This window comes from Paenirhizobium cremeum (assembly GCF_047553425.1).
GTDB lineage: Bacteria > Pseudomonadota > Alphaproteobacteria > Rhizobiales > Rhizobiaceae > Allorhizobium > Allorhizobium cremeum.
Genome location: NZ_CP180217.1, coordinates 3,907,072 through 3,932,798 on the forward strand (window position 1 = coordinate 3,907,072; position 25,727 = coordinate 3,932,798).

The 25,727-nt window shown below is 61.3% G+C and carries 22 protein-coding genes; 14 read left to right on the forward strand and 8 right to left on the reverse strand.

All coding sequences use genetic code 11. The features are described from left to right. Window positions 1–3: 3 nt before the first annotated feature. Together ACLBKR_RS18800 and ACLBKR_RS18805 are read right to left on the reverse strand one after the other, a co-directional pair. On the reverse strand, window positions 4–1,014 hold the full coding sequence (locus ACLBKR_RS18800; RefSeq protein WP_414901831.1) for a ligase-associated DNA damage response exonuclease: 1,011 nt from the start codon (window positions 1,012–1,014) through the stop codon (window positions 4–6). Window positions 1,015–1,217: 203 nt separating this feature from the next. Further along, entirely contained in the window at window positions 1,218–2,963 is a 1,746-nt protein-coding gene (locus tag ACLBKR_RS18805; RefSeq protein WP_112829983.1) for a methyl-accepting chemotaxis protein, read from the reverse strand. Between the two features lie 314 nt (window positions 2,964–3,277). On the opposite strand from ACLBKR_RS18805, the gene ACLBKR_RS18810 reads away from it, so the two are divergent. The 10 genes from ACLBKR_RS18810 to ACLBKR_RS18855 all read left to right on the forward strand — a co-directional run bounded on the left by ACLBKR_RS18810 (window position 3,278) and on the right by ACLBKR_RS18855 (window position 13,554). Continuing rightward, window positions 3,278–3,598: an STAS domain-containing protein gene (locus ACLBKR_RS18810; RefSeq protein WP_162708284.1), complete on the forward strand. Its 321-nt coding sequence runs from the start codon at window positions 3,278–3,280 to the stop codon at window positions 3,596–3,598. Continuing rightward, a complete protein-coding gene (locus tag ACLBKR_RS18815; RefSeq protein ID WP_099056040.1) occupies window positions 3,595–3,963 on the forward strand; it encodes a response regulator in 369 nt (122 codons plus the stop codon). Before ACLBKR_RS18810 ends, ACLBKR_RS18815 begins: the two co-directional genes overlap by 4 nt. Beyond that, entirely contained in the window at window positions 3,960–5,990 is a 2,031-nt protein-coding gene (locus ACLBKR_RS18820) for a chemotaxis protein CheA (protein ID WP_113487742.1), read from the forward strand. The genes ACLBKR_RS18815 and ACLBKR_RS18820 overlap by 4 nt, the downstream gene beginning before the upstream one ends. After that, window positions 5,987–6,508: a chemotaxis protein CheW gene (locus ACLBKR_RS18825; RefSeq protein ID WP_112829980.1), complete on the forward strand. Its 522-nt coding sequence runs from the start codon at window positions 5,987–5,989 to the stop codon at window positions 6,506–6,508. The genes ACLBKR_RS18820 and ACLBKR_RS18825 overlap by 4 nt, the downstream gene beginning before the upstream one ends. Window positions 6,509–6,526: 18 nt before the next feature. Further along, complete coding sequence (locus ACLBKR_RS18830) at window positions 6,527–8,221, forward strand: methyl-accepting chemotaxis protein (protein WP_414899989.1); 1,695 nt, start codon at window positions 6,527–6,529, stop codon at window positions 8,219–8,221. 212 nt (window positions 8,222–8,433) lie between these two features. Further along, a complete protein-coding gene (locus ACLBKR_RS18835) occupies window positions 8,434–10,251 on the forward strand; it encodes a methyl-accepting chemotaxis protein (protein WP_414899991.1) in 1,818 nt (605 codons plus the stop codon). Window positions 10,252–10,253: 2 nt separating this feature from the next. Next, on the forward strand, window positions 10,254–10,736 hold the full coding sequence (locus ACLBKR_RS18840; RefSeq protein ID WP_112829978.1) for a chemotaxis protein CheW: 483 nt from the start codon (window positions 10,254–10,256) through the stop codon (window positions 10,734–10,736). Between the two features lie 18 nt (window positions 10,737–10,754). Continuing rightward, entirely contained in the window at window positions 10,755–11,609 is an 855-nt protein-coding gene (locus ACLBKR_RS18845; RefSeq protein ID WP_414899993.1) for a CheR family methyltransferase, read from the forward strand. 6 nt (window positions 11,610–11,615) lie between these two features. Next, complete coding sequence (locus ACLBKR_RS18850; RefSeq protein ID WP_112829977.1) at window positions 11,616–12,707, forward strand: protein-glutamate methylesterase/protein-glutamine glutaminase; 1,092 nt, start codon at window positions 11,616–11,618, stop codon at window positions 12,705–12,707. Between the two features lie 127 nt (window positions 12,708–12,834). Next, window positions 12,835–13,554: a ParA family protein gene (locus ACLBKR_RS18855; RefSeq protein ID WP_113341086.1), complete on the forward strand. Its 720-nt coding sequence runs from the start codon at window positions 12,835–12,837 to the stop codon at window positions 13,552–13,554. 29 nt (window positions 13,555–13,583) lie between these two features. On the opposite strand, the gene ACLBKR_RS18860 is transcribed toward ACLBKR_RS18855, so the two are convergent. The 3 genes from ACLBKR_RS18860 to ACLBKR_RS18870 all read right to left on the reverse strand — a co-directional run bounded on the left by ACLBKR_RS18860 (window position 13,584) and on the right by ACLBKR_RS18870 (window position 16,984). After that, window positions 13,584–15,014, reverse strand: a complete 1,431-nt coding sequence (locus ACLBKR_RS18860; RefSeq protein ID WP_414899996.1) for a phosphomannomutase — start codon at window positions 15,012–15,014, stop codon at window positions 13,584–13,586. A 241-nt stretch (window positions 15,015–15,255) separates the two neighbouring features. After that, a complete protein-coding gene (locus tag ACLBKR_RS18865) occupies window positions 15,256–15,747 on the reverse strand; it encodes an N-acetyltransferase family protein (RefSeq protein WP_414899998.1) in 492 nt (163 codons plus the stop codon). Between the two features lie 487 nt (window positions 15,748–16,234). Further along, entirely contained in the window at window positions 16,235–16,984 is a 750-nt protein-coding gene (locus tag ACLBKR_RS18870; RefSeq protein ID WP_414900000.1) for an SDR family NAD(P)-dependent oxidoreductase, read from the reverse strand. A gap of 188 nt (window positions 16,985–17,172) precedes the next feature. Between ACLBKR_RS18870 and ACLBKR_RS18875 the strand changes: the two genes are divergently transcribed. Together ACLBKR_RS18875 and ACLBKR_RS18880 are read left to right on the forward strand one after the other, a co-directional pair. Further along, window positions 17,173–18,693 carry an alkaline phosphatase family protein gene (locus ACLBKR_RS18875; RefSeq protein WP_414900002.1) on the forward strand — a complete coding sequence of 507 codons (1,521 nt, stop codon included), beginning with the start codon at window positions 17,173–17,175 and terminating at the stop codon, window positions 18,691–18,693. A gap of 92 nt (window positions 18,694–18,785) precedes the next feature. Then, window positions 18,786–19,412 (forward strand): ribonuclease D, encoded by a 627-nt coding sequence (locus ACLBKR_RS18880; RefSeq protein ID WP_113424336.1) that lies wholly within the window; start codon window positions 18,786–18,788, stop codon window positions 19,410–19,412. 54 nt (window positions 19,413–19,466) lie between these two features. Here the strand turns inward: ACLBKR_RS18880 and ACLBKR_RS18885 are convergent, their stop codons facing one another. Continuing rightward, on the reverse strand, window positions 19,467–19,832 hold the full coding sequence (locus ACLBKR_RS18885; protein WP_113447111.1) for a DUF6665 family protein: 366 nt from the start codon (window positions 19,830–19,832) through the stop codon (window positions 19,467–19,469). A 67-nt stretch (window positions 19,833–19,899) separates the two neighbouring features. Between ACLBKR_RS18885 and ACLBKR_RS18890 the strand changes: the two genes are divergently transcribed. Further along, window positions 19,900–20,370, forward strand: a complete 471-nt coding sequence (locus ACLBKR_RS18890; RefSeq protein ID WP_162757790.1) for a hypothetical protein — start codon at window positions 19,900–19,902, stop codon at window positions 20,368–20,370. A 40-nt stretch (window positions 20,371–20,410) separates the two neighbouring features. Here the strand turns inward: ACLBKR_RS18890 and ACLBKR_RS18895 are convergent, their stop codons facing one another. Beyond that, window positions 20,411–21,817: a nicotinate phosphoribosyltransferase gene (locus tag ACLBKR_RS18895; RefSeq protein ID WP_113447110.1), complete on the reverse strand. Its 1,407-nt coding sequence runs from the start codon at window positions 21,815–21,817 to the stop codon at window positions 20,411–20,413. A 277-nt stretch (window positions 21,818–22,094) separates the two neighbouring features. Between ACLBKR_RS18895 and ACLBKR_RS18900 the strand changes: the two genes are divergently transcribed. After that, window positions 22,095–23,822: a hypothetical protein gene (locus ACLBKR_RS18900; protein ID WP_113447109.1), complete on the forward strand. Its 1,728-nt coding sequence runs from the start codon at window positions 22,095–22,097 to the stop codon at window positions 23,820–23,822. An 80-nt stretch (window positions 23,823–23,902) separates the two neighbouring features. Here the strand turns inward: ACLBKR_RS18900 and rpsA are convergent, their stop codons facing one another. After that, window positions 23,903–25,606, reverse strand: a complete 1,704-nt coding sequence (rpsA, locus tag ACLBKR_RS18905; RefSeq protein ID WP_112829967.1) for a 30S ribosomal protein S1 — start codon at window positions 25,604–25,606, stop codon at window positions 23,903–23,905. Window positions 25,607–25,727 lie beyond the last annotated feature (121 nt).

The following is a 25,727-nucleotide window of genomic DNA, read 5'->3' on the forward strand; positions in this document are numbered from 1 at the left end:
CCGTCAGTCTCCCTCGTCCTCATAGCCGACAAGATGCAGCGGCCGGGCCGCGATGCCGTTCAGCTCGCACCAGCGCACCAGCGCCTCCTCGCGCCCGTGCGTTACCCAGACTTGCTGAGGCGCAATTTCCCGGATGGTGGTAGTGAGTTCCGGCCAGTCGCAGTGATCCGATATGACGAGCGGAAGCTCGACGCCAAGCTGCTTGGCGCGCTGGCGGATCATCATCCAGCCGGATGCGAAGATCGACAACGGATCGTTGAAGCGTCGCGCCCACCGGTCGTTGAAGGCGGATGGCGGACCGATGACGACCTTGCCGCGAAACCTGTCCGCGGCCACCGTATCGTCGGTCGCCGGCCTGAGTTCGCCAAGCGGAATGTCTTCGTCTGCATAATATTCGCAAAGGCGGGAGCGCGCGCCATGGATATAGATCGGTTCGTCATATCCCGCGCGACGAATGAGCGAGATTACTCGCTGCGCCTTGCCCAGCGCATAGGCGCCAACCAGATGGCTGCGATCCGGAAATTGGGACAGGGAAGTGATGAGCTTGCCGATCTCCCTGTCAGGATCGGGATGATGAAAGACCGGAAGTGCGAAGGTCGCCTCCGTGATGAAGACGTCGCAGGCGACAGGCTCGAACGGCGCGCAGGTGGGATCGATGCCGCGCTTGTAATCGCCCGAGACGACGATCCGCGTTCCTTGCCTCTCGATTGCGATCTGGGCTGATCCCAGCACATGGCCTGCGGGATGAAAGCTGACGGCGACCCCGTTCAGGTCGAGGGGGCATCCCAATGCAATCGCCTGTTCGCTGTCACAGAAATCCGGCCCGAGGCGAATGCGCATGATGTCGAGCGTCTGGCGGGTAGCGAGCACTTTTCCGTGGCCGGGCCTGGCATGGTCGGAGTGAGCATGCGTAATCAATGCCCGCGAGACCGGGCGGACCGGATCGACGTGAAAATCGCCTAGCGGGCAATAGAGGCCTTCCGGCGTCGGATGGAGCAGGGCTTCCGGCTTTATCATCCAGCTTCAAATAGGGTGGCGACATCCATCCCGCCAGTGCGGTTCTTCGGCAGAGCACATCTTGGCGCGAGGCATTCGGACGGGACATCTCGCTTTATCCGAGTTGCCTCTGAGCAGGCCTCACCAGGTCATAAAACGAAGGCGGGGCCTGCATCCTGCAATACAGGCCCCATCGATGAGTTCATCTCTTTATGGTTGCCTCAGAACAGAGCTGACTCGAAGAGATCTTCGTCATCATCCGCTGCCGAGGCGGCGGCAACCGGCGCGGCGGTGGCTGCCGGCAGCGGAAGAACGGCCGCGTGAATCTCGCGTTCGGCCGCCATGGTATAGCTGCGATAGATCTGGCTGCCGATTGCCTCGATTGCATGGCTGAGATCCGAGAGATCCGGCGGGACACCCCGGGCAGCCTCGGCCACTTCGTCGGAGCAACGTGCGAGAATGTCGCCGAGTTCCGCCTTGTAATCGAGCTGGACCATCGCCTTTTCCATGCGCTCGGCGGCGTCGCGGCCATCCTCGCCAAGACGGGCAAGATCCTTTTCCATGCTGTCGCCCGCGTCATGGATGCGGCAGGCCGCAGACTGCAGGCGTTGTCCGAGGTTGACGTCGCCGTCCAGGCCGTCCGTTCCCTCCGCCATGTCTGCAGCAGCCTCCTGAAGCGCATGCAGCGCCGTCAGGATGGTTTCCGCCGTCTCGTCCATCTGGCCGGCGAAATTGCGCAACTCGGCCGTCACGACATTGATCGCGCGGCCTTCCTCGCCGATGCGGCTGCAGCGCAGATTGGTGTTCAGCGCCATATACTGGATGTCGGTGCGGACCACGCGGACGATCTCGATTCCGGAAACCAGTTCGCCGACCAGTTCGGCGGTGCTGCGGCTGAGATCGGTGGCTTCGAGCGAGGCCGCCTCCACGGTCGTCACGATCTTTCGGGCTGCCGCAACATTCTGTTCCAGCTGCCGGATTGCTCGGCTGTTGCCGCTTTCGCCATTGCCGGCCATCAGGTCGCGCAGCGAGAGCATCTCGCCGATATCACCGCGGAAGCTTCCCATCGTGTTGACGATCTTTGTCGTGTCGCGGTCGAAATCTGCACTCGTCTGTTCGAGCTGACGGGCGACCAGACAGGTGATGGCGATCGAAAGCCGGTTCTTTTGATCTTGCGAAAGCGAGCGCCCTTCGCCCGTTTCGAGATAGTCGTCAAGGATAGCGAAGGCCGATTGGCAATGCTCGATGCGCTGGCGGGAAATGTCGCCGATCTGCATAGCGGAAAGCACCGTCGCAAGCTTCGTCTGAACGCCGCCGGCAAGCTTGCGCACCCGCTGGGCGGTGGCGCCAAGCGTGCGATGCTGCTCGGTCAGGAGCTCGCTGCTTTCGGCAAGATCCTTGACGATGCCGGGAACCACGGTCTCGAACTGATGCAGGATTTCCCGACCGCGGGCCGCCGCCGGGTCGAGACGCTTGCCGAGCTGGTCGAGCGTTTCGGCAAACTTGTCGACCTGGCTTGCGCCATACTGGATGCGCTCGATGATTTCCTCTGCAAAGCCGGCAAAATCCGCGATACCGGCGCCGGTGATCTTGGCGGTAATCGCGAAGGTACGCAGGTAGCGCAACGTTTCGCGCATCGTTACGACCTTGTCGCGCAACCCTTTTTCGATCGAGGAAATGGTGGCGAGCGCCGACTGCCGCCGGCTTTCCCGCTCTGGCAGCGCCGAAAGCTCCGTCATGGTCGCCTTGAGTTCGCGGCCCGTCGCTTCGGCGTTGTCGCCGTCAAGCGCGCCTGTCACGGCATCCAGCGTCGCCGCCAGCTTGTCGATGGATTCCAGGACCGAGAGCAGGATTGTGCCGCCTTCGAGAAAACGTTTCTCGATGGCCGTGCGCGCCTGTTCGAGATCGGCGGAAATCACGCCGTTTCCGGATGTCGTGAGATCATGGCTAAGTCTGGCGTGCTGCATGCTGTCTAATCCCCGCCCGTTTCAGGTCTTCTTGGCGCATTTGGAAATCTTGCGCTTTTTTGAAAGTCGAATTTGGCTATTCGCTAGAGTAGTCGCTTTTTGACATTTGCGGCCATGCTGCATGAAGAAGCTTAAGCCATCCACAACGCGCGGATAGAATTCCAGCCATTGGTAAAGTTGGACTTTTCGATTTTGGTAAAATTCTAGCGAATATCGGGGAGTTAAAAGTCGTCGTAACCTGTTTACGACACATTAACCGTCCGATGAGAGCTTTTTTTCGACGCAGTAGAACTGCTGACAGGTTCGGGGGAACAATGTCGACCGGTGTGGCAATACTAAAGTTGGATGGTCCTTGTACCATCCGAAACGCGACGGTTCTTCACAAGGAATTGCTCGATTTTATCGGAGAGAACGAAAGCATCTCTCTGGATATAGCCGGGGACACCGATTTCGACGCCAGTTTCGTTCAGTTGATTGAATCGGCTCGGCGCTATGCCACCGGCCGCGGCAAGTCCCTGACACTCAATCACCCCGCGAGCGGCAGACTTCTCGACGTGCTTCAACGTGTCGGCCTGGTCGACGCTTCCAAATCCGCAACATCCGATTTCTGGCTCAATGGAGGAGACCTTCGATGAGCGCCAAGATTCTTACGGTGGATGATTCCGCCAGCGTTCGCCTTACCACCCGTATCGCACTGACCAATGCCGGCTATCAGGTGACTGAAGCCGTCGACGGCACCGATGGCCTTGCCAAGGTGAATGGCGGTCAGTTCGACCTCATCATCACCGATCTCAATATGCCGAACATGGACGGGCTGACCATGATCCGGGAACTGCGCAAGGTTCCCGCGAACACCGGCATTCCGATCATCTTCCTGACGACCGAATCGGACGGAGACATCAAGCAGCAGGCAAAGGCGGCGGGCGCGACCGGCTGGCTGACCAAGCCTTTCGATCCTGAAAATCTTGTGAAAGTCGCTAAGAAGGTTCTCGGCAGATGACGGACGTCGATCCAATCGCAGTCTTCCTGACGGAAGCGACTGAATTGCTTGAACAGGTCGAGGCGGGTTTGCTCGACCTCACCAGCCGATTGGACGACAAGGACCAGATTGACGCCGTCTTTCGTGGTCTCCACACCCTCAAGGGCTCCGGCGCGATGTTCGGCTTCGATGCGCTGGCCGCCTTCACCCATCATTGCGAAACCGCATTCGACCGCGTGCGCAAGGGCGATGTGCCCGCCACCCAGGAACTGGTCGCCGCCGTTCTCGCGGCTCAGGATCATATGCGGGCGCTGCTTGAATCGCCGAACGGTGATCACGAGGAAAAGAGCGCCGAACTTCTCGCCGTGCTGCAGGCCGCGGTCGCCGGTTCGGGCGGCGCGGTTTCCGCTCAGCCCGCAGCCGTCGCGGCTCAGCCGGTTCAGCAAGAACCAAAGGGCGGTTCCTGGCGCATCCGTTTCAGCCTGCCGCGCGACTCCATGGCGAACGGCACCAATCCGCTCGGCCTGCTCGATGAATTGCGCGATCTCGGCGATTGCCGCATCGTCGCCGATGTCAGCAAGGTTCCTTCCCTGGACGCGCTTGTTCCGACGGAAATTCACCTTGCCTGGGATATCCATCTTGTCACCGACGCCGGACGCGACGCGATCGAGGATGTTTTCATCTTCGTCATGGACGAGATGGAACTGTCGATCGAGCGACTGCAGGACGAGGCTGCAAAGCCCGAGGCGGTAAAGACGGCGGCGCCAGCCGCGCCGGTGCCGGCGGTTACGGAAGTTCCGCAGACCCAGGCGAAGACGAACGAGACTGTAGCGCCCGCTGCCGACAGCAGGCCACAGCAACAGCAGGCCAAGGCGGCGGAGAACGTGCGTGTTCCAGCCGAACGGCTCGATGAACTGATGGACAGGGTCGGCGAACTGGTGATCGCCCAGTCGCGCCTGTCGCAGCTGGCTGACGCGACGATGGAAATCCAGCTGCGCGCGGTCTCCGAAGATATCGAGCGCCTTTCGGGCGAATTGCGCGATACGATGATGGTTCTGCGCATGATGCCGGTCGCAAGCCTCTTCGGCCGCTTCCGCCGCCTCGTGCACGACCTTTCCCGCGAGACGGGCAAGAAGATCGAGCTCATCACCGAAGGCGAAACGACCGAGGTCGACAAGACCGTCATCGATCGCCTCGCCGATCCTCTGGTGCATCTGGTGCGCAACTCCATCGACCATGGTCTGGAACTGCCGCAGGACCGCCGTGGCGCCGGCAAGGATGAGACAGGCCGCATCATACTCTCGGCCCATCAATCGGGCGGGGAGGTCATCATCACCATCAAGGACGATGGTCGCGGCATCGATCGGGCCCGCGTCCGGGCCAAGGCGGAATCTTCCGGTCTGGTTCAGCCCGGCGCCACGCTGACGGATCAGGAATTGTTGCAGATGATCTTCCAGCCCGGTTTCTCCACGGCTGCGACGATCACCAATCTGTCCGGCCGCGGCGTTGGTATGGACGTCGTCAAGAAGACGGTGGAGGCTCTTCGCGGCACCATCGATGTCACCAGCACGCCGGGTGAAGGCTCCGAAATATCGCTGCGCATTCCACTAACGCTGGCGATCATTGACGGCCTGCTGGTGCGGGTCGGCAATGCACCTTATGTCATTCCGCTTTCGGCGGTCGAGGAATGCCTCGAGCTCTCCGTTGAGGACGACATGCGCTCGCGCGGCCGCAGCTTCATTTCTCTTCGGGAAAGCCTCGTGCCCTTCATCCGGTTACGCGAACTCTTCCATACCGGCACGACGCCGGATCCCTTCCAGAAGATCGTCGTCATCTCCACCGGCACCGAACGGGTCGGGCTGGTTGTCGACCAAATCATCGGTGACCACCAGACGGTCATCAAGTCGCTGTCGAAGCTGCATCACGACGTCGCGACCTTCTCCGGCGCCACGATCCTTGGCGATGGCAGCGTCGCCCTTATCCTGGACGTCACCCACCTGGTGGCGTCGGGTCAACATCAGGAGGCGCAGTTGCGCGCGGCAGGATGAGCGAAGCACTGAAGATGGTAAGGACCGATTATTGGGGCGAGGCCAACGAGGCGGAGGTCCTGACCTTCGAACTGGCCGGCGAGACCTTTGCCTTCGACGCCGTCATCGTTCAGGAAATTCTCGATCTCCTGCCGGAAACGGCGGTGCCGGGCAGTCGGCCATTCGTCGGCAGCGTCATCAATTTCCGTGGTAAGGTCATACCGCTCGCGGACATAAGGCTGGCCTTTGGCATGGAAGCCACCCAGCCGACGATCGATAGCCGGATCATCGTGATCGAGCTGGATATCGAGGGCGAACTGACCCTGGTCGGCGTCCGGACCGATAAGGTGAATGAAGTCACCACACTCAATCGTGCCGCAAGCGAGCCGCCGCCGAGCGTCGGCATGCGCTGGCGTCCTGACTTCATCCACTGCCTGGTGAAGAGGGACAGCGATTTTATCATTTTGCCTAATCTCGAAGCGATCTTTTCCCAGAAGGTCGACCGCTCCCATTTTCATATCGCTAATTTGTCCTCGTGACCCAAGGAATTCCGCGTCATGCGCTTCACCATTAAACTGAAACTCGCACTGGCTTTTTCCGCAGTCGTGCTCCTTCTTGTCGGTGTAACTCTCTACGCCGTAAATAGTCTTGCAAGCATGGACCATGCGCTCGCAGCGGTTATCAATGGTCCAGCCACGCAGCTCCAATATGCTATGCAGGTCAACATCGAACAGGCCGAGCAAGTGCGTGCGCAGCGCAATGCTCTTCTGCGTACGACGATGGAACAATCGGAAGCCGATTACCGCAGTGCCGAGCAGCGGACGCAGAACCTCGCGAACGCCATCGAGAAAGGCCTTCCAAACGCCAGCGAGGAAGGGCGCCCGATGTGGCTTGAGCTGCAGACCGCGACCAAGGCTCTCGGCGAAGTGACGAAGGAGATCGAGCAGATCCACAAAGCCCAGGGACGTGATTCGGCTCTTTCCTACGCGAGCGTGGAACTGAACAAGGTTTCGCTGCCGCTGCGCGAAGTTGCCATCAAGCTGCAGGCTCTGTCCATTGCCAAGATGGAGGAGGCGAAAGTCGAAGCTGAGCAAAGCTATCAGGAGACGCGCACCCTCCTGCTGACCGTTGCCGGCGTTGCTTTCGCGATCGCTGTCGCTGCCGCGGTCTGGCTGTCGCTGACGATTAGCCGTGGCCTTTCGCGGGCCGTGACCGCCGTCCGCAGCGTTGCCGAGGGCGATCTGACGAGAACAGCGCAGGTAACCACTCGCGACGAGGTGGGTGAGCTTCTCTCCTATGTCAACGAAATGGTCGAGCGGCTTCGTGGTGTTGTTGCGGACGCGCTTTCTGCGTCTGACAACGTGTCGTCGGGCAGCCAGGAACTGTCGGCGAGCTCGGAACAGCTCTCGCAGGGTGCGACGGAACAGGCGGCTTCGGCGGAAGAAGCCTCTGCTTCGATGGAGCAGATGGCGGCCAACATCAAGCAGAACGCCGACAATGCGGCCCAGACGGAAAAGATCGCCCGCCAGTCTGCCAAGGATGCCGAAGCGAGCGGCGATGCGGTGAACCGGGCGGTGGCCGCAATGCGCACGATCGCCGAGAAGATCTCGATCGTGCAGGAAATCGCCCGTCAGACCGATCTTCTGGCGCTCAACGCTGCGGTCGAGGCAGCGCGCGCCGGCGAACACGGCAAGGGCTTTGCGGTCGTTGCTTCGGAAGTGCGCAAGCTTGCCGAACGCTCCCAGTCTGCGGCAGCCGAAATCAGCGCGATGTCTGGCGAGACGGTGCAGTCTGCCCAGGATGCGGGCGAGATGTTGAACCGTCTGGTTCCGGATATCCGCAAGACGGCGGAACTGGTTGCCGAGATTTCGGCCGCCTGCCGCGAGCAGGATATCGGCGCCTCGCAGATCAACGAGGCGATCCAGCAGCTCGACAAGGTGACGCAGCAGAATGCCGGCGCCTCGGAGGAAATGTCGGCGACATCTGAAGAACTCGCCGCACAGGCGGAGGAACTCCAGACATCCATCGCTTTCTTCAAGGTGGATAACATGGCCTCCCGCATGGATCAGCGTTCGGTTGTCCAGCGGGCCGTGCCGGCTTCCGCTTCGGCGGCGCGCGCGCCGCAGCGCAAGCCGCAAAAGGCGGCCGGAATGAACGTCGCGGCCCAACAGGCCCGCGCCAAGGGCTTTGCCCTCGATATGACCATGGGCGGGCCGGATGCCGGCGACGCGGATTTCAGGGAAAGCGCATAGGTTTTCCCGGCGGAAGTATTTAGCGGGCGTCCCCTGTCGGGGCGTCCCCTTTCAGGGCCCTGCGTGTGAATGCGCTGGTGTCAATGATTGCCGGTAATCGGCGAATGCAGGCGTGAATGTTTCGCCTCCCTGCTTTCGTTGCCGGTGGTCAAAGCAACATCACGAAACTGGGCATGTGTTTGCATGCCCATTCACCAATGTGGGGTAGGGAAATGCGATTTACGATCAAACTGAAACTGGCTCTGGCCTTTGGCTTCATGGTGCTGATGCTGCTGGTGGCATCGTCCTACGGGATCATGAGCCTCGCCGATTCCAAGTCGAATATGGACGAGGTGATCGAGGGAACCGTGGTGCGTCTGGACAAGATCCAGCAGCTCAATGCGATTTCGCTGACCATCGTTCGTGCCCAGAAGAACATGATTCTGGCGGCGACGCCGGAAGAGGTGAAGAAATACATTGATCTCAGCCTGGAGGAACAAGCGACCTTCAACCAGATGTTCGAGGAAATGGCGTCGACTGCAAGTGCAGCGACCCGCGATTACTGGCAGCAGTTGCGTGTTGCCATCGATAAATTCGAGGCGAGCGACAGGCGAATTCACCAGCTGGTGAGCGTCGGCAACACCGCGGAAGCTTCGCGCATGTCCGCCAATGAGGGCCGCGATGCCGCGAACGAGCTGACGAAGAAGCTCGAAGAAGGCGTGCAGATGAACCGCGATCGCCTGCAGGAGGCCAAGGCCAGCGCAGATGCGGAATATCAGTCGACACGCATGCTGCTTGTGTCCCTTTCCGTGATCGCCGTCATCATCGCCTCCGTCACGGCCTTCTGGATCGCACTTGGAATCAGCGCTGGCCTGCGCAAGATCACCCACGTCGCCGAAGCCGTCGCAATCGGCGATCTCAACCAGAGTGTCGAGATCAAGACTAATGACGAGATCAAGGATCTGGTCGATACCATCAACCGCATGACCGGCAACCTGAAGGAAATGGCGGGTGTCGCCGATCAGATCTCCAACGGCGACCTGACCGTTACGCCGAAGCCGCAATCCGAAAAGGACATGCTGGGCTTTGCGCTTCTGCGCATGGTCGAGCGGCTTCGTGGTGTTGTTGCGGACGCGCTTTCTGCGTCTGACAACGTGTCGTCGGGCAGCCAGGAACTGTCGGCGAGCTCGGAACAGCTCTCGCAGGGTGCGACGGAACAGGCGGCTTCGGCGGAAGAAGCCTCTGCTTCGATGGAGCAGATGGCGGCCAACATCAAGCAGAACGCCGACAATGCGGCCCAGACGGAAAAGATCGCCCGCCAGTCTGCCAAGGATGCCGAAGCGAGCGGCGATGCGGTGAACCGGGCGGTGGCCGCAATGCGCACGATCGCCGAGAAGATCTCGATCGTGCAGGAAATCGCCCGTCAGACCGATCTTCTGGCGCTCAACGCTGCGGTCGAGGCAGCGCGCGCCGGCGAACACGGCAAGGGCTTTGCGGTCGTTGCTTCGGAAGTGCGCAAGCTTGCCGAACGCTCCCAGTCTGCGGCAGCCGAAATCAGCGCGATGTCTGGCGAGACGGTGCAGTCTGCCCAGGATGCGGGCGAGATGTTGAACCGTCTGGTTCCGGATATCCGCAAGACGGCGGAACTGGTTGCCGAGATTTCGGCCGCCTGCCGCGAGCAGGATATCGGCGCCTCGCAGATCAACGAGGCGATCCAGCAGCTCGACAAGGTGACGCAGCAGAATGCCGGCGCCTCGGAGGAAATGTCGGCGACATCTGAAGAACTCGCCGCACAGGCGGAGGAACTCCAGACATCCATCGCTTTCTTCAAGGTGGATGGTGCTTCGACCCGCACCACGCAGAAATCCGCAGCTCCGCGTACGCCGGCCTCCGCCGCATCGAAGCCTGCAGCTCAGCGTGCCCCGCAGAAGCAGGCTTTCCAGGGGGGGATGAACGTCGCGGCCCAGCAGGCTCGCGCCAAGGGCTTTGCCCTCGATCTGACCATGGGCGGGCCGGACGCCGATGATGCGGACTTCAGGGAAAGTGCTTGAGCATGGCACCGATCCAGTCCGAATCCCAGTTCGTCACTTTTGCGCTCGGCGAGGAAATCTTCGCCGTGCCGGTCGAAGTGGTGCGCGAGATCCTCGACCATGAGGAAGTCTTCAAGATACCGAACGGTCCCGAATACTTGATGGGCCTCCGCGATGTGCGGGGGCAGGGCGTTCCCACCATCGATCTTCGGCTGAAGCTTGGCCTGCCGAAGACGGTGCCGACGCCGAACACCCGGGTTCTCGTGCTCGACATTCCGTTCGAGGATCGTTCGCTGACGCTTGGCATGGTCGCCGATCGCGTCTTCGAGGTCACGCCCTTCCGGCGTGACCAGATCGAGAAGGCTCCCGAGATCGGGGTCGCCTGGAAGTCGGATTACATCGCGGGCGTTGTTCGTCGTCCCGAGGGCTTCGTCGTCATCATCGACCTCACCCATCTCCTGTCGAGCAGCGATACGGCTCTGCTGTCATCCAGGCAGGCGGCGTAACCCGGCGGAGACGCGGCATTGGCACTGGTGAACTACACGGACGCGCCGAGCGACGATCATATCAGCAAGCGTAATTTCGATCGCTTGGCGCGCTTCATTTATGACTATAGCGGCATCAAGATGCCCATGACGAAACGAACCATGCTCGAGGGCCGCCTGCGCAGACGCCTCAGGGCCACGGGCATATCGAGCTTCGATGGGTACTGTGACTACATCTTCAATCACGACGGCCTCCAGCATGAAGCTGTCTATCTGATCGATGCGGTCACCACCAACAAGACGGACTTCTTCCGGGAGCCGAACCACTTCCAGTTCCTCAGGGATCGCCTGCTTCCGGCGTTGCAGGCTGCGGGAACCACCCGGCTCCGGGTCTGGAGCGCGGCGTGTTCGACGGGAGCGGAACCCTACACTCTTGCCATGGTTCTCGAAGACTTCCTGACCCGGGCGGGGTCTCCCGACTATAGCATTCTTGCCACCGATCTCAGCACAGATGTCTTGGCCACGGCGCTTTCGGGCGTTTACCATGCTGATATGGTCGCTCCCGTTCCCATGGCCCTTCGGCAGCGCTTCGTCATGGAGCATGTCGAGAAGGGGCGCCAAGAGGTGCGCATTCATCCCCGGCTGCGTTCGAAGATCGGCTTCGGGCGGTTGAACCTGATGGACCCGCAATACAGCGTAGGCGACCCGATGCACGTCATCTTCTGCCGGAATGTCCTGATCTATTTCGACAAGCCGACGCAGCAGAAGGTTTTGTCGCGTCTGTGCGACAGCCTTGTGCTCGGCGGACACCTCTTCATCGGCCATTCCGAGACCGTTTCCGGTTTCGAACTGCCGTTGAAACAGGTCGCCAACACTGTATTCCAACGCATTTGAGGCAGCATGGGAAAAAAAGTCCGCGTCCTCATCATCGATGACTCCGCCAGCGTCCGGCAGACCCTGACGCGAATATTCGAGTCCGATCCGGACATCGAGGTGATCGGCGCTGCCTCCGACCCGTTCATGGCGGCCCGAAAGCTTCAGGAGGACGTGCCCGACGTCATCACGCTCGATGTCGAAATGCCGCGTATGGACGGCATCACCTTCCTGCGCAAGCTGATGGCGCAGCACCCCATTCCCGTCGTCATGTGCTCGTCGCTGACGGAGAAAGGCTCGGAAACCCTCCTCCAGGCCCTCGAGGCCGGCGCGGTGGACGTCATTCTCAAGCCGAAGATCGGGGCTGCGGATCACCTGGCCGAAACCGGCATGCGCATCTGCGAGGTGGTGAAGAGCGCGGCCCATGCGCGCCTGCCGGCAACACGTCGCCGTTTCAGCGGCTCGGCCTCCGCAAGCGGCCCGGCCCAGAAGCTGACGGCCGATGCCGTGTTGCCGCCGCCGACCGGCAAGGCGATGGCAAAAACCACGGAAATGGTGGTCTGCATCGGCGCGTCAACCGGGGGGACGGAAGCGCTTCGGGATCTTCTGGAGCGCCTGCCAGCCAACGCGCCGGGCATTGTCGTCGTCCAGCACATGCCCGAAAAGTTCACCGCCGCCTTCGCCCGCCGTCTCGACAGCCTTTGCGAGGTCGCCGTGAAGGAGGCCGTTGACGGCGATCCGGTGCTCCGGGGCCATGTGCTGATTGCGCCCGGCGACAAGCACATGCTTCTCGAACGGCAGGGCGCGCGTTACCACGTGTCGGTACGGACCGGGCCGCTTGTCTCCCGCCACCGGCCCTCCGTTGACGTTCTCTTCCGCTCCGCGGCACGCTCTGCCGGATCGAACGCCATGGGCGTCATCATGACCGGGATGGGCGATGACGGCGCCCGTGGAATGGAGGAGATGCATCAGGTCGGCGCCTTCAACATCGCCCAGGACGAGGCAAGCTCCATCGTTTTCGGCATGCCAAAGGAAGCGATTGCCAGAGGCGGTGTCGACCGCGTGGTGCCGCTGGACCAGATCGCCCGCGAGATCCTTGCTGCAGACGCAAGGCGTTAAGGGGCTGGATCTCGTCTGTCCCGTTGAGATTTTGTTAACCATGTTTGGCAAGGATAGGCGAGGGACACCATGCGCCGGTGTCTCTTCCGAGCGATGAGCGGCTCATCAGCACTCCAGGGTTTCGAGCATGGCTGTGATCACTTTCGCCAATACCAAGGGTGGCGCCGGCAAGACCACGGCCGTTCTCCTGCTGGCGACGGAGTTGGAGCGCAAGGGCTATCGGGTGACCATCCTCGACGCCGATCCGCAGTACTGGATCCATCGCTGGTTCGAGGCCTCCCGCGGCCGTACGGGCATCAACGTCGTGTCCTATGTCACGATGGCTTCGCTGCAGCGTCACATTGAGGAAAGCCGTTCCCGCTCCGATTTCGTACTGATCGACCTGCCGGGTGCGCGCAGCCCGCTTCTTGCCAAGACGGTCGGTTTTTCCGACCATGTCATGATCCCGATCCAGGGATGCGCCATGGATGCCCAGGGCGGCGCCCATGTGATCGAACTCCTGCAATACCTTGAGGAGAAGGGTAATATCTTCATTCCCTTCTCTGTGGTTCTCACCCGCGTGAATTCCATGGTCACCACCCGCGCCATGCAGGTGGTGAAGGCGCTTTTGGCCGAACGCCGAGTCCATGTCCTTGACACGCCGATCATCGAGCGTTCGGCCTTCCGCGATATATTCGATTGTGGCGGCACGCTCTATTCAGCCGATCCGGGTCGGGTCAGCAATCTGGCGAAGGCGCGTGAAAACGCCGCCGCCTTCGCCAATGAGGTCATCGAATCGCTTGAGACGCGCGTCCGCTTCCAGATTCCTGAACCGGGAGCCGCGGCTTCCATCCGCACCGCCGCCTGAGCGACCGTTAGCCGGATAATGAATTTCGATCAAGCAATCCGCTGCCAACCGCCAAGCAGTCCGAGACCCTTTTCGAGAAGGGCCTGGGCCGCATCCTCATCGGCGGCCTCCACATAGCAACGCATTTCCGGCGCATTTCCCGACGGGCGGAAATGGATGATGCTGTCGTCGCCGAGCGTTACCCGCAAACCGTCGATATCGCTTGTCGATTTCACCGTGCCGAGGGAGGTGAGGAAGTCGGAAAGACAGTCCGGCGAGCTGCGCAGATATGCCATTAGCGCCGCGCTGCGCTCGGTCGCGTAGTTTTCCAGCCGGTCGGCAAGTGCAATAGGCAGGCTGAAGGTTCTGGCGACGGCCGAAAGCGTCTGTGGATTCTCTGCGGCAATCCCGAGAATCGCCAGCGCCGGCAGGAAGCTGTCGCGCGTGGGCAGCGCCTTTAATGTCGTCGATCCGATCGAGAAGTCTGAACCCAGCATCAGGCCGCCATTGGCTTCGAAACCGATGACCTTGCTTTCACCGGAGGCAAGCGCTTCGTCCATTGCCGCGATCACGAATGGCGAACCGACACGCGTGCGCACAACCTTGAAGTCGCCGGCGGTCTCTATGCCCGAATTGGAGGTCACCGGCGTTGCAACGACGTTTGCGCCAAGGAAGCGTGCGGCGACGAGACCCAGCAGATCGCCGCGTAGCGGCAGGCCGTGTTCGTCGGTAACGAGCGGGCGGTCCCCGTCGCCGTCGGTGGAGATGATGGCATCGAGCGAGAGCTCGTCGCTCCAACCCGCCAGCAGCCGGATCGTCTCGTCCGAGACGGCCTCGGTATCGACAGGAATGAACTGTTCCGAACGACCCAGCGGAAAGACCGTTGCGCCATAATGTTCGAATACCTTGACCATCATGTCGCGGGCGACGGTGCTGTGCTGGTACACCCCGATGCGTTTGCCCTTGAGTGACCCGGCAGGAAGAATAGCCATGTTGCGGTCGAGAAAGAGCCGGCTGGCTTTTTCCTCGTGATCTTCCGCCACTCCGGCCTCGACGCGATTGGCAACCTCGTCCCCGGCGAGCAGTGCGGCCGCTTCGGTAATGGCGGCCTCGTCCGTCTTGGCGATTTCACCGTCCGGCCGATAGAACTTGATGCCGTTGCGATCGGCCGGAATGTGCGAACCGGTAATCATGATGCCGGCCGCGCCGATCGACTGGCCGTAAAGTGCCAGCGCAGGCGTCGGGATCGTTCCGCAGTCGATCGGTTTCAGGCCGGCGCGGATCAGCGCGCCCATGACCGTCGAGGCGATTTCCGGACTGGACTGGCGAAAATCGCGCGCCACCACCACGGGGCTGCCGGGAGATGCAAGCCCCCCCGAAAGCAGGAAGCGGGCAAAGGCCGTGGAATAGAGAGCGGATACACTGCCGACGAGTTCCGAGGAAAGACCACGCAACCCGCTCGTCCCAAATTTTGCTGCCATGCCGCCTGCTCCCTTGCCGCTGATCCCGAGCTATATAGAGCGCTCATCCAACACGCTCAAGCGAAGATGGAGAGACCGCCCGGCAACGGGATCGGAGAGCTTCCGCTGCCGATTGTCGCGATAGGCAAGCCATTCGGGGAGCGCCGCGAGAAACGCACCGAGCTGATTATCCAGTCGGCCTGTCGGCGAGATCCGACGGGATGGCAAAAGGGGCCGGCAGCAACGCGGAAGGCCTCAATGTCTATGAGCCAGACAGTCCCTCGCGGGAAAAGGCTGCAAAGTCATCGCCTTTCATCATGTGGATCTGGGTGATGCCCAGGCGTTCGTAGAAGGCCTGGGCCTGTAGGTTGTCGAAATCGACAGAAAGGCGCAGATATCGGGCTCCCCGTTCGAAGCCGCGTGCCGCAGCTGCCTGCAGCAGCCTTTCGCCGATCCGCATGCCGCGAAAATCTTCCTCGACATAGAGATCCTGGACGTAAATCCCGGCTTCGCCGCGAAAGGTGGAAAAGCTACCAAAGGTGAGGCACATGCCGGCGAAGCAGCCGTCGACCTCGGCGATCAGTCCGTCAAAGGCCGGCCGCTCGCCGAAACCATGGGCAAGCAGGTCCGCAGGCGTGCTCTCGACCTTATTTTCTCTCCCGGTATGGCGAGCCAGGGCCAGAATGCCCGCATGCAGCAGCTCGGCGTCTGCCGAGAGCGCGTTGCGGATCTTCACGGACTTCGAATCAGGCATGGTCGGCTCCTCAGGGCGATGATGCCGCAGAACATCTTCCACCCGTGACCGTTTTTCAAACGGAGTGACCATGGGACTGAAGGAATATAGCGGTGAGTCGCAAGGGCAGAAACGAAAAGAGCCTGGCGCGGGAGGAGGTGCGCCAGGCTCTTGAACTTGATCGGCAATTGGGAGGAGGAGGAGTATTGCCGATCCTATCTAACGGCGCTGGGAGGAGGAGTGCGCCGTTCGATGATTTGAATATAGCTTGATTGCGCGGAATGAATAGTACCGTTGCTGCAATGCACCAATGCGATTTATGCATAGCTTTGCGGTTCAAAATTGACCGTGAGCGCTTTGGAGTGGGAATTAAAGCGCTGCGACAGGCGGACGCAGGCCCAAATTGCCGCATCTGCAGGCAATTCCAGGTCGTTCCACCGCCATCGGACGCTGGAAATGCATGAATCCGGGACGGACGGAGTGGTTCGTCGCGGGCGGAAGCCTACCGTCATTTTTCCCGGTGCACCTGAAAACCGGCCCAGGACTGGCTGACGGGCATGATTTCGAGGCTGTTGATGTTGATGTGCGGCGGTTGAGAGGCCACCCAGTGGATCGTATTGGCGATGTCCTCCGGCTGGATTGCGTGCGCGCCGCCATAAAGTGCTTCATAGGCTGCCTGGTTGCCGCCGGTGCGAACCAGCGTGAACTCGCTTTCGCAAAGACCGGGCTCGATCGAGGTGATACGAACGCCCTTGCCGTGCAGGTCGGAGCGAAGACCGAGCGAGAACTGGCGCAGGAATGCCTTGGTGCCGGCATAGACATTGCCGCCGGAATAGGGCCAGTGGGCGGCGACCGAGGAAAGGTTGACGATCATGCCGCGCCGCTCGATCAGCGTCGGCAGCAGATGATGGGTGATCGCCAGAAGCCCGGTGATGTTGGTGTTGACCATCGTTTTCCAGTCAGCGAACGGAACCTCGGGTGCAGGCGCCGTGCCAAGCGCCAGGCCGGCATTGTTGACGAGCACGTCTATGCCGGAAAACGCGGCGGGAAGCCCGGCCAGCGCCTCGCGCATGGCGGTTTCGTCGGTAATGTCGAAGACAAGGCCGTGAAAGGCGTCGCCGAGTTTCGCTCCGAGATCGTCCAGTCGCTGCGCGCGGCGACCGGTGCCGATGACTTTCCAGCCCTCGGCGACGAAGCGGCGTGCCGTGGCTGCGCCAAATCCGGCCGTTGCGCCGGTAATGAGGATTGTGCCGCTCATCTCAACATCCTTTCTTGCGATGGTCGTTGCTTGGTTTTAGGGCGCTGGCGGCGGCAGGCAAGCGACCGGTGCTCATTGAGCATGGCAGGGGCATGTTTTTTCATTTGCGTGTTGCCGGATGACGGGGAAACTCTGCACTGCCGGCGGGCGAATCGAGGAACATTGCAAAGACCTCTGGAGAACGGTTGATGAAGCCGAATATTCTTTTGATTACGGCCGACCAGTGGCGCGGCGACTGTCTGTCGGCGACGGGGCATCCCGTAGTCAGAACACCGAATGTGGACGCCCTTGCCGGTGAAGGCGTGCTGTTTCGCCGCCACTATGCCGGCGCGGCCCCCTGTTCGCCGGCTCGCGCATCGCTCTATACGGGCCTCTATCAGATGAATCACCGGGTTTGTCGCAACGGCTCGCCGCTTGATGCCCGCTTCGACAACATCGCGCTGGCTGCGCGGCGGGCGGGCTATGACCCGACCGTGTTCGGATACACCGATGTTTCGCCGGATCCACGACCGCTCGATCCGAATGACCCTGTGCTGACCTCCTATGAAGGGGTCCTTCCGGGCTTCACCGTCGGGCAGATCCTGTTGGAGCATGAGCGCCACTGGCTAAGTTGGCTGCGGGCGAGAGGACGCCGGGATGCCTTCGATCGCAATGTCCACCGGACCGCGTCGCCGGGCGACTGTCGCGTCGGAAATGATCCCCCCGCCTATTCGAAAGAGGAAACCCAGACGGCTTTCCTGGCGGAAGCTTTTCTGAACTGGCGTGAAACGCAGGATCGCCCCTGGTTTGCCCATATTTCGTTCCTTCGTCCGCACCCCCCTTTCTGTGTCCCGGAACCCTATAACAGCATGTTTGCGGCGGGCGATGGACCCGCCTATGCCCGCGCCGACCGCCGTGCCGACGAAGCGATGATCCATCCATTCATGCGCTATGCCATGGACGGCCTGCAGAAATCGAGCTTCGTCCATGGCGCGACGGGGCCTCTGAGCGAGTGGCGGGACGAGGATTTCGACAGGATCCGCGCCATTTATTTCGGCATGATCGCCGAAGTCGATGCCCAACTCGGACGTATTTTCGATGCACTGCGCGACCAAGGCGACTGGGAGAGGACCATAATCGTCTTCACCTCCGATCACGGCGAGATGATAGGCGACCATTGGGCGCTGGGAAAAGGCGGCTATCACGACGGCAGCTATCATATCCCACTGGTGATCCGCGATCCCGCTGCCGCCGCGTCGGCTGGCCGGCAGGTCGAAGCCTTCACCTCTGCCGCCGATATTCTGCCGACGCTTTGCGACAGGCTTGGGCTCACGCCGCGCAACCATCAGGACGGCGCCTCGCTGATGCCCTTCCTGGGCGGTGGCGTGCCGGAGCTCTGGCGGGATGCCGCCTTCTTCGAATTCGATTTCCGCGAGATCGTGACCGCAGGGGCGGAAAGGCATTTCAGCCTGCCGTCGAACCTCTGCAATCTCGCCGTCGTCCGCGACAGGGCGTTCAAATATGTCCACTTCGCCGGTCTGCCGTCGCTTCTGTTCGATCTCCAGCGGGATCCGATGGAACTGCACAATGTTGCGGAAGAGCCGGACTACGCCGGAACGCGGTTGCACTATGCGGAAAAATTGCTGGCGCTGCGCGCCGGGCATTTGGACCAGACGCTCGCCTATACCGCATTGACGGAAAACGGCCCCGTCAGCCGACCGCAATTGTGATGCACGGAGCGGGTCTCGAAAACGGTAGTGCTCGGGCCTGCTTTGGGCTATAGCCGGGCGCGAAGACATGGCCGCGATCTGGAGAATATTGGATGGCATCGACGATTCGCTATCACGAGGGTGACATTTCCGCAGAAGATGCTGCGCGTTACACTGGCGCAATCGCCATCGATACCGAGACGCTCGGCCTGGTGCCGCGCCGCGACCGGCTCTGCGTCGTTCAGCTTTCCTCGGGTGACGGCACTGCGGATGTCATCCGGATTGCTGCCGGCCAGAAAGAAGCGCCAAACCTTGTGGCCATGCTCGCCGACCCCTCTCGGCAGAAGATCTTCCATTACGGCCGTTTCGATATCGCCGTCCTGTTCCATACCTTCGGTGTCACCACCGCGCCGGTTTTCTGCACCAAGATTGCCTCCCGTCTGAGCCGGACCTACACGGACCGGCACGGACTTAAGGATAATCTGAAGGAGATGCTGGAGATCGATATCTCCAAGGCCCAGCAGTCATCGGACTGGGCGGCTGAAATGCTCTCTCCGGCGCAGCTCGAATACGCCGCTTCTGATGTTCTTTACCTGCATGCCCTGCGCGACAAGCTGACGGAACGTCTGAAGCGCGATGGCCGTATGGCCCATGCCGAAGCCTGTTTCGAATTTCTGCCGACCCGCGCCAAGCTTGACCTGCTCGGCTGGGAAGAAACGGACATTTTCGCCCACAGCTGACGGTTCTCTCTGTCCTTCGCCAGCTACCGTTTCAGCCGAAGGGACGGAGGGCGATCAGGTGTCGCCGTCCCCCCGCGTTTTGGCCGTTCCTGTCTCAGGCTTCCTGCGCACGCCCACCCGGATGAGAACCTCCCGCGGAATCCGGTAGCGGCGCACGGCATCCGCCTGGCTGCGGAAGCCCGATATCTCTCTCTGGATGAAGAAGGCCCAGACCAGTTCGGCAGCCTGGTCGATGAGTTCCTCGCAGCGTTGCTCCGACGCGCCCTCGGCCCGCGCCGTCGCCAGCGCTTCGAGCGCCGCTTCCAGCTTCCTGCCGATCCGGCCGAGCGCATCCGCCTTTTCGGCCGCAAGTTCCAGATCCAGCGCCGATAATATGCCGGCGCCAGTGGACGAGAAGAATGAGGGCGGACGAAAGCTCACGCAAGCCTCGATGATATGGCAGCTGACTGAAGATGGCGTTTGTCGCGCTCTCAGGCAAGAGAACTCCATGTTCGCCAATCAGTGTTTTTTAATCCCTCGGGTGCATTATGGTGGTCAATCAGGACATCCTCCTGCCGGACTTTCCGATCGTCGGAAGGACGGTCGACCAAGCGGTATGAATGCGACCATGATGGAAGCACCGAAGGCTTCTTTGCCAGGTGTCATGCGGGCCTCTGACAGTCTCGAACATGAACGATCCGCGCCGGCAACGGTCCCTGTTGCGGCAGACATGCTCAGAAAATGGCTGGAACAGCCCGCTGAGATCGCCGTCTTCACGGAAGAGCTTGGCGCATGGGGCGAGACACCGGCTCTGCCCACGGACGACCGATCCCGCCGGTCGAGGGGAAGCTGGCTTGATGCCGTTGCCGGGCTGGTGGCTGAATCGGAGAATGCGGCGGGAGAAGCGATCCTCTCGCTCAAAGCCGACGACAACGGCCTTTACGGTCTCTTCAGGGATGTTCGCGTCAGAGAAGACTAAGGCCGTTCCGTTTTCGCCGGAAAGGAACCACGGTCCTCTGCTAGCGCCACTGAGCGCCGGCGGCGGCGGCAAGCTCGCGGATTTCGCCGAAAGCCAGGTCGCGTAGCAGCTTTCCGTCTTCCCAAACCGGTTGCAGCAGGTTCGGTCTTTGTCCGAGTTCGCCGAGAGGGACGGCAAAGATATCGCCTTCCTCCTGCACGACGGCCTGCCGGCCGAGTGTAGGCGGCTTTTCCTGCGGATTGCCGGGCCTGCGTCCGATATCACGCCAGACGCCGCCCTCATCCAGCAGCGCGCTTGCGCGCATGGTGAAGGAGAGCGTGTCGCGGCTCACCTTCTGCAGGAGCGAGGAACCCATGCCGAAGGAGATGTTCTCCGAGGAAAAGCCCATGCCCTCCAGCCGCCCGAGGATCATCTGAATGTCCTGCAGAGAGACGCCATCCGACTGGATAACCCGAACATTGTTGTCCAGAACCTTGAAACCCTTACCGTTCAGATGCGTGCCGAAGGCATAGGCGAGCTGTGCGACGACCTGCACAGGCGTATCGATCGGATCGCCGCTGTCTGAGCGGACGATCAGGGTCGCGTTGGCGGCGCGAATCCTCGTCTGCAGTTTCTTGCCGAGTATATCGGCCACTGCATTGTTGAGATCGAAGCTGTCCGCCACGATCGAATAGGCACCGAACCGGGCGAAGCGCTCGATCATGTTCGAATAGGCTTCTGCCTCGCGGGTCTGTCCCCAGGCGGTGACCGTCGTGTGCTCGGATGCGGGAACGGATCTGCCGGCCATCAGCGCGCCATAGTAACGACGGGCATGCAGAACGCCGGGTAGCGAATCGGTGCTGCTGAAATGCACCAGATGGGCGGCTCCGCCGAGGCCTGTCTGCTCGAGGCTGGCCGTTCCTCTTGCGCCGAAATCGCTGATGCTGGCGGAGATCAGTTCCTCGGCCCGGTCCGACGTCCGTTCCAGGAAAGGCCGGATCGCCTGCTTGATCCGCCACGCCATGGTCGCCACGGTCGAGGGATACCAGACGGCCCTCAGCAGCGCGGTCTCCATGTAGGAGGTCAGCCAGGGCAACTCCGGATCGGTATTGGCGATCTGGACCACAGGCACGTCGCGACGCACGACAAGCCCTTCCTGCAGGGCCTCGATCCTCAGCGGCAGGTAGCCGCCATGGGCGCTGACGATATGGGTCCAGCCGGCCCTGTCGAAGGGTTGTCCGTGCAGCGTGGCGACTTCCTCGGCCTCATCGATATCGGCACGGGTAATCGGCCGGGAAAGATATTCCTTGAGGAACATCTGCAGCCCGAAGAACACCACTTCAGGCCGGAAGGAGTTGCCGCGGGTGGTGACATAGGCGCTGATGGCGCGGGTGCCGGCGGGATATTGGAGGAAGTGCCCCAGCTTGTAGCTGTCGGTATCGAGGATGGGATTTCGGTTATTCGGCATTCAGCACCCATCGGTTGGCCTCGACATTGCGCATGCGGCGGCCCGGCAGTTCGTATTGGCAAAGATGTACGCGAGCCTTTTCGAAGCGGCAAGACGCGAAGGTGGCATTTATGGTTAGCGAATTGTTTACACCTCACGGGCATCATGGCGGCAAATAGACTGGCGATCGCCCTTGCTCGAAATCCGCCGGCAGGATGGCTTGGCGGAAAAGGGTTGCCGCATGCGCGGTTCCGAATTGCCGATGTTCCCTGCAATCTTTGCATGAAGAGGAGTTCCCATGCTGCCTCCGGCTCAGGCAATTTCGAATTCCGGAACATCCTATCCTGATTCCAGGAAGCAGCAGGAGGCGGTGATCGACGTCGCGCCGCGCCAGACCGCAAGCACGCCGCCCGCTGTGCAGGTTCTCGAACAGAACGCCGCGATCGCCGGCCGGCTCAACATGCTGCTGCTGTCCGGCCAGGAGCGCATGTCGCAGAATCTTGCGTCTCTGATCGATCTTCTCGGGCGTGCCCTGAAAGTCGAGCGCAACGACGGCGAAAGCTTGAGCGGCTATGCCGCGCGCCTGGTTCAGACCCTGACCAACCTGCCGCAGGAGGAACGCCAGTCTGTCCAGCGCCAACTCACTCAGCTGTTCGTTGGTTTGCAGCTTCGCACCCTGATGGAGGCTTTCCGCAACCCGGTTGGACCCGAGGCGGCCATGCTGTCCATTTATCTGGAGCTCTATCGCAACAAGGACCGCGATCTTGCCGCCCGATCGGCCGTGACCTCCTATCGGCAGAATGCCGGCGAGCAGAAGCCGGTCGCCGGCATGGCGTCCCCTTCGAACCGTACGCTATCTCAAATACAGAAACCTTCCGCATCCGCAACGACCAGCCAGCCTGCCGAATGGTCGGAGGAAGCCCCGGAAGACGATATCGTTCGGCCGGTCACCAGGGATGCTGGTACGAGATCAGGGCCGGATTTCGGTAGCGGCGACGACTTGTTGCGGACCGGGGCAAGGTCGGCCGTTTCCGCAGAAAACCCTGTTCTCTCCCGAAGCGCTGCAGCAGGCTCGCCAGAGGCGAGGGTGGAGAATCCGGATAGCAGCGTGGATGACATCCGGACCCTGCAGGAGCGGCTTCGCCAGAACTTCGAGTTCGGCGATGAACCGGAGCCTTCGCCCGGCCTCTCGCGCACGGTCTCCGTTCCGACACCCGAGGTCCGGACGGCCGCCCATGCCACGCGCATGATGTTGTCCAACGGGAACGCCGTTCAAGCCGGCGCCGACATTCAGGCACCGATCGCGGAGCCGGAAACGACGGCCGCGCCGGAAGGATTGCAGGAAACCATCGAGGATGCCGCCGATCAGGCGCTCAATACGCTCAAGAGCTGGAAGGACGCAGTGGTCCGGGCGCTCGCGGGTCCGGCGGATCTGTTGCCGCAGGCGGCGGAAACCGACGGCGAAGCATCGGCGCCGACCGCAGCCTATGCGTCGTCCACGGAAATGCCGGCAGAGCAGCCGCCCATCGATAAGGCCCGCTTGTCAGGCATGACGAAGAGCGAGGCCATGCAGCCGGCTGCCTCGGCATTCGAGGACGAAGCGCCGGGCGCCCCCACCACCGCAGACATTCGGCACCCCGCATGGGCGGAAGGCGAGGTTTCCCCGCGCGCGACGGCGGATATCGACCAGCCGGTCTTGCGCCAGGCTATGCTGCTTCGCGAGGGTGTACCCTTGCCGATGGTCAGCTACCTGATGGCGCAGGACGAATATGTCGAGGACGAGAAGGAACTCAGACGCCGCTATGAAGACGAAGACGGCGGGGATGACTTCGCCGGCGGCGATGACGGGGGCGGAAAGGATCAGGCCGGCGAAGAGCAGGCGAATGCCGCGGAAGAAGCCCCGGCGGAACAGCATCCGCTTGCTGCCGAAGGGGAGGTAGATGGCCGTACGCCACTGCTCACCGCCGACGTGTCCGATGGCCTGCCCGCAGCGGATCTCTATCAGCGAATGGCCGATTGGGCCTGAGTTTCCCGGGAAATCCGATCAAAAGAAAAGCCCGCCGGTCATGCGACCAGCGGGCTTTTTGATGCGATTGAAACCTGGCCTTATTCGGCGTTGCGGTTCTTGAGCGCGGCACCGAGGATGTCGCCGAGAGAAGCGCCGCTATCGGAGGAACCGAACTGAGCGACGGCTTCCTTCTCTTCAGCGATTTCCAGAGCCTTGATCGACAGCATGACCTTACGATCCTTCTTGGAGAAGTTGGTCACGCGGGCATCGACGATCTGGCCGACCGAGAAACGTTCCGGACGCTGTTCGTCGCGGTCGCGGGAAAGATCGGCACGACGGATGAAGGAAGTGATGTCCTCGTGGTTGACGAGCTTCACTTCGATACCGCCGTCGTTGATTCCGATGACTTCGCAGGAAACGACTGCGTTCTTGCGCAGGTCGCCGGAAGCGGCAGCTTCGCCGACCGAATCGCGGCCAAGCTGCTTGATGCCGAGCGAGATGCGTTCCTTCTCGACGTCGACATCGAGAACGACAGCCTTGACCACGTCACCCTTGTTGTACTCCTCGATGACCTGTTCGCCCGGACGGTTCCAGTCGAGGTCGGAGAGGTGAACCATGCCGTCGACATCGCCTTCGAGGCCGATGAACAGGCCGAATTCGGTCTTGTTCTTGACTTCGCCTTCGACTTCGGTGCCGGCCGGGTGGCTATAGGCGAATGCCTGCCACGGGTTTTCCAGCGTCTGCTTGAGGCCGAGCGAGATACGGCGCTTGGACGGATCGACTTCCAGAACGACGACGTCGACTTCCTGGCTCGTGGACAGGATCTTGCCGGGGTGTACGTTCTTCTTGGTCCAGGACATTTCCGAGATGTGGATCAGGCCTTCGATGCCCGGCTCCAGCTCGACGAATGCACCGTAGTCGGTGATGTTCGTGACGGTGCCGGAAATCTTCTTGCCGACCGGATACTTGGCGGCAATGCCATCCCACGGATCCGACTCGAGCTGCTTCATGCCGAGCGAGATGCGGTGAGTTTCCTGGTTGATTCGGATGATCTGAACCTTGACCTGCTGGCCGATGGACAGGATTTCCGACGGATGGTTGACGCGGCGCCATGCCATGTCGGTTACGTGCAGCAGGCCGTCGATACCGCCGAGGTCGACGAACGCACCGTAATCGGTGATGTTCTTGACGACACCGTCAACAACCTGGCCTTCTTCGAGGTTCTGAACGATTTCAGAACGCTGCTCGGCACGGGACTCTTCGAGAACCGTACGGCGCGAAACGACGATGTTGCCGCGGCGCTTGTCCATCTTGAGGATTTCGAAGGGCTGCGGGTTGTGCATGAGAGGGGTGACGTCGCGGATCGGACGGATGTCGACCTGCGAACGCGGCAGGAAGGCAACGGCGCCGTCGAGATCGACGGTGAAGCCACCCTTGACCTGGTTGAAGATGACGCCTTCGACGCGCTCGCCAGCTTCGAACTTGGCTTCGAGCTTGATCCAGCTTTCTTCGCGGCGAGCCTTCTCGCGCGACAGAACGGCTTCGCCGAGAGCGTTTTCGATGCGCTCGACATAGACCTCGACTTCGTCGCCGACCTTCAGCGAACCGTCCTTGGCCCGAGCGCCGAATTCCTTGAGCGCGATGCGGCCTTCGACCTTGAGACCGACGTCAACGATGGCGACGTCCTTCTCGATGGCCGTGATGATGCCCTTGGTGACATAGCCTTCTGCCAGATCGGTCTTGGCAAACGACTCTTCGAGCATTGCTGCGAAATCATCGCGCGTAGGGGTAGAAACAGACATGAAATCTCCTAATCGCATCCAGTCGGGACGCGGTATGCGCCGGGGGTTCGAGTTGCACATGGCCAGAAAGATCGTCCGCCCTTCATTTAAGGGCTGTCCGGCGCGAGGACGTTCGTTTCGG

What these genes read in the sequence shown, in the direction of transcription:
- ACLBKR_RS18805 (WP_112829983.1), bottom strand. Translation starts at nt 2,963, where the DNA reads ATGCAGCACGCCAGACTTAGCCATGATCTCACGACATCCGGAAACGGC.
- ACLBKR_RS18810 (WP_162708284.1), top strand. Translation starts at nt 3,278, where the DNA reads ATGTCGACCGGTGTGGCAATACTAAAGTTGGATGGTCCTTGTACCATC.
- ACLBKR_RS18815 (WP_099056040.1), top strand. Translation starts at nt 3,595, where the DNA reads ATGAGCGCCAAGATTCTTACGGTGGATGATTCCGCCAGCGTTCGCCTT.
- ACLBKR_RS18820 (WP_113487742.1), top strand. Translation starts at nt 3,960, where the DNA reads ATGACGGACGTCGATCCAATCGCAGTCTTCCTGACGGAAGCGACTGAA.
- ACLBKR_RS18825 (WP_112829980.1), top strand. Translation starts at nt 5,987, where the DNA reads ATGAGCGAAGCACTGAAGATGGTAAGGACCGATTATTGGGGCGAGGCC.
- ACLBKR_RS18830 (WP_414899989.1), top strand. Translation starts at nt 6,527, where the DNA reads ATGCGCTTCACCATTAAACTGAAACTCGCACTGGCTTTTTCCGCAGTC.
- ACLBKR_RS18835 (WP_414899991.1), top strand. Translation starts at nt 8,434, where the DNA reads ATGCGATTTACGATCAAACTGAAACTGGCTCTGGCCTTTGGCTTCATG.
- ACLBKR_RS18840 (WP_112829978.1), top strand. Translation starts at nt 10,254, where the DNA reads ATGGCACCGATCCAGTCCGAATCCCAGTTCGTCACTTTTGCGCTCGGC.
- ACLBKR_RS18850 (WP_112829977.1), top strand. Translation starts at nt 11,616, where the DNA reads ATGGGAAAAAAAGTCCGCGTCCTCATCATCGATGACTCCGCCAGCGTC.
- ACLBKR_RS18855 (WP_113341086.1), top strand. Translation starts at nt 12,835, where the DNA reads ATGGCTGTGATCACTTTCGCCAATACCAAGGGTGGCGCCGGCAAGACC.
- ACLBKR_RS18860 (WP_414899996.1), bottom strand. Translation starts at nt 15,014, where the DNA reads ATGGCAGCAAAATTTGGGACGAGCGGGTTGCGTGGTCTTTCCTCGGAA.
- ACLBKR_RS18865 (WP_414899998.1), bottom strand. Translation starts at nt 15,747, where the DNA reads ATGCCTGATTCGAAGTCCGTGAAGATCCGCAACGCGCTCTCGGCAGAC.
- ACLBKR_RS18870 (WP_414900000.1), bottom strand. Translation starts at nt 16,984, where the DNA reads ATGAGCGGCACAATCCTCATTACCGGCGCAACGGCCGGATTTGGCGCA.
- ACLBKR_RS18875 (WP_414900002.1), top strand. Translation starts at nt 17,173, where the DNA reads ATGAAGCCGAATATTCTTTTGATTACGGCCGACCAGTGGCGCGGCGAC.
- ACLBKR_RS18880 (WP_113424336.1), top strand. Translation starts at nt 18,786, where the DNA reads ATGGCATCGACGATTCGCTATCACGAGGGTGACATTTCCGCAGAAGAT.
- ACLBKR_RS18890 (WP_162757790.1), top strand. Translation starts at nt 19,900, where the DNA reads ATGTTCGCCAATCAGTGTTTTTTAATCCCTCGGGTGCATTATGGTGGT.
- ACLBKR_RS18895 (WP_113447110.1), bottom strand. Translation starts at nt 21,817, where the DNA reads ATGCCGAATAACCGAAATCCCATCCTCGATACCGACAGCTACAAGCTG.
- ACLBKR_RS18900 (WP_113447109.1), top strand. Translation starts at nt 22,095, where the DNA reads ATGCTGCCTCCGGCTCAGGCAATTTCGAATTCCGGAACATCCTATCCT.
- rpsA (WP_112829967.1), bottom strand. Translation starts at nt 25,606, where the DNA reads ATGTCTGTTTCTACCCCTACGCGCGATGATTTCGCAGCAATGCTCGAA.